This window comes from Streptomyces calidiresistens (genome assembly GCF_014141525.1).
Classification (GTDB): domain Bacteria; phylum Actinomycetota; class Actinomycetes; order Streptomycetales; family Streptomycetaceae; genus Streptomyces; species Streptomyces calidiresistens.
This window is the reverse complement of record NZ_VKHS01000712.1, coordinates 1-2,827: the sequence shown is the minus strand read 5'-3', so window position 1 is coordinate 2,827 and position 2,827 is coordinate 1. Positions and strand designations below refer to the sequence as shown.

Below are 2,827 nucleotides of genomic sequence, written 5' to 3'. Positions count from 1 at the left end.
CGTTTCCCATCACCCCACACGCAGGGAGACCCACGACGTGACACCACACCGGTTCGACCGATCCGCCCGCCGACGCCCCCGCCGCGGTCGACTGGTCGCCGCCCTGGCGACCGGGAGCGCGGCCGGCGCGCTGCTCCTCACCGGCCTGCCCGGTATCGCGACGGCCGACGAGACGACCATCGACGCGAACGCCGCCGACAACCTGCTCGTCAATCCCGGCTTCGAGTCCGGCCTCAGCGGCTGGACCTGCAGCGCGAACTCCGGCTCCGTGGTGTCGGATCCGGTGCGCAGCGGGAGCGGCGCCCTGGCCGCCGCACCGGCCGGTTCCGACAACGCCCGCTGCGAGCAGACGGTGAGTGTGCGGCCGGGCTCCGAGTACCGACTCAGCGGCTGGGTGCGGGGTGGCTACACCTTCCTCGGCGCGGTGGGCCCCGGCACCGAACAGGTCTCCACCTGGACCCCCGGGGCGGGCACCTGGCAGGAGCTGAGTCTGACGGTGACCACCGGCCCGGGCACCGAGGAACTGACCGTCTTCACCCACGGTTGGTACGGCACCGACACCTACCTGGTGGACGACCTCGTGCTGGCCGGCGAACCGGGTGAGGGCGGACCGGGGGATCCGCCCGTGGATCCGCCGACCGACCCGCCCGCCGCTCCCGGCGGGGTGGGCGTCAGCGGCACCACCCCCACCTCCGTCTCCCTGGAGTGGCAGGCCGTCGAGGGCGCCGAGCGCTACCACGTGGCGGTGAACGGTGAACGACGGCAGACCGTGACCGGCACCTCCGTCACCGTCGGTGGGCTCACCCCGGACACCACCTACCGGCTGCGGGTGACGGCGGAGAACGCGGGCGGTGAGTCCGCTCCCTCCGCCGAGGTCTCGGCGACCACCCGCCCGGCGACCGGCGGCGGGAACGGCTCCGGCGTGCCCCGTCACGCGGTGACCGGCTACTGGCACAACTTCGACAACAACTCGGTGATCCAGAAGCTGCGGGACGTGCCGAGGGACTTCGACATCATCGCGGTCTCCTTCGCGGACGCCACACCCCGTACCGGTGAGATCGAGTTCAACCTCGACCCCTCGCTGGGCTACTCCTCGGAGCAGGAGTTCAAGGACGACATCGCCGCCAAGCAGGCCGAGGGCGTCTCGGTGATCATCTCGGTCGGCGGCGAGGTGGGCAACGTCATCATCAACGACGCGGCCTCCGCGCGGCGCTTCGCCGACAGCACCCTCGCCCTGATGGACGAGTACGGCTTCGACGGGGTGGACATCGACCTCGAACACGGCATCAACGCCACGTACCTGACGCAGGCGATGCGGGACATCCACGCCGCCGTCGGGGACGACCTCGTCTACACGATGGCCCCGCAGACCATCGACATGCAGCACACCGGCACCGAGTACTTCAAGCTGGCCCTGAACACCCGGGACTTCCTGACGGTGGTCAACATGCAGTACTACAACAGCGGCAGCATGATGGGCTGTGACAACCGGGTGTACTCGGTCGGGAGCGTCGACTTCCTCACCGCCCTGGCCTGCATCCAGTTGGAGAGCGGGCTGGACGCCTCCCAGGTCGGCATCGGGGTCCCGGCCTCGCCGCGCGCGGCCGGTAACGGCTACGTCTCCCCCGAGACGGTCAACCGGGCCCTGGACTGCCTGACCCGGGGCACCAACTGTGGCTCCTTCACCCCGCCGCGGCTCTACCCCGAACTCCGGGGGGCCATGACCTGGTCCACCAACTGGGACGCCCACTCCGGGTACGCCTGGTCCTCGGTGGTCGGCCCGCACGTGCGCGGCCTGTCCTGAGCCCTCCCGAACCCCGGTGCGGGGGTGGCCTGCGGCGCCCCCGCACCGGCCCGGCCGACGGCCCGAGCCGGATCGGGCCGACGGCCGTCCCGGTGTCCGCCCGTCGGGGGCGGACACCGGGACCGGCGAACCGAGCCGCCCGGCCCCGGGGACCCTCACTCCCCGGACCCCATCACCTCCCGCCAGCCCGGATCGACGGCGACGCGCACCAGGTCGTCCGTCGAGAGCGGCATGTCCTCCCGGATCGGCTCCTCGCCGTGGTCGGGGGCGTTGATCAACGTGAACTCGACGCGGAACCCGTCGGGGTGCAGGGCATGCGCCCACCACAGGGTCTCCGGGCCGTACGCGGTGTCGGCAAGGGTGCAGACCGCCACTCGCAGACCGTCGGTTCGGGGCTCCTCGACGCAGTCGGCCACCGGGTCGTCGAGACCGAAGGCGGGGTCGTCGCCACCGACGAGGAAACCCTCCGGTCCGAAGTCGAGATCGGCCCGCACGGCACCGGCCCCGTCGTCCAGCACCACACCGGGCAGGAACATCGGCTCCCCCGGATGCTCGGTCAGGTCGATACCCTCGGGGAGGAGGCCGGCCAGGTGCTCACGGACCTCGGCGGCCTTCTCGGCGCTCGGCGGCTCCCACTCCTCCTCGTCCTCCTCGCTCTCCTCCCCGGGCGATCCGTACCGGACGTCCACCTCGTCGAGGACCTTCTGCCAGACGGGGGCGAGGACGATTTCCTCCAGGGTGTCGCGGTTGATCGGGAAGACATAGTCCTCCAGCTCCTCCGGCTCCGCCACCTCCTTGGTCAGGGAGAACAGCAGCCTCCGGCTGCCGGGCCCCTCCCCGTCCGGCCCGCCGGGGCTCTGGAGCAGCGCCTCCAGGGTGCGGGTGGCGAACCCCTCGCCACCGAGGATGTCGACCGGGGGCGCCACGGTCTCCCACCGGGCCACCGAGAGCACGGAACCGTCGGCGAGCCGTCGCTCCTCGCACTCGACCACCTCGTCCTCCCCCGCGTCCTCCCCCTCGGTC

2 protein-coding genes are annotated in these 2,827 nt (G+C 71.9%); one reads left to right on the top strand and one right to left on the bottom strand.

Features of this window, described 5'->3' with window-relative positions; all coding sequences use genetic code 11:
* The first annotated feature begins 37 nt into the window (after positions 1 to 37).
* Positions 38 to 1,804 (top strand): chitinase, encoded by a 1,767-nt coding sequence (locus FOE67_RS21820; protein ID WP_182666547.1) that lies wholly within the window; start codon positions 38 to 40, stop codon positions 1,802 to 1,804.
* A gap of 155 nt (positions 1,805 to 1,959) precedes the next feature.
* Here the strand turns inward: FOE67_RS21820 and FOE67_RS21815 are convergent.
* On the bottom strand, positions 1,960 to 2,827 hold an 868-nt coding region (locus FOE67_RS21815), incomplete at its 5' end, for a hypothetical protein (protein ID WP_182666546.1).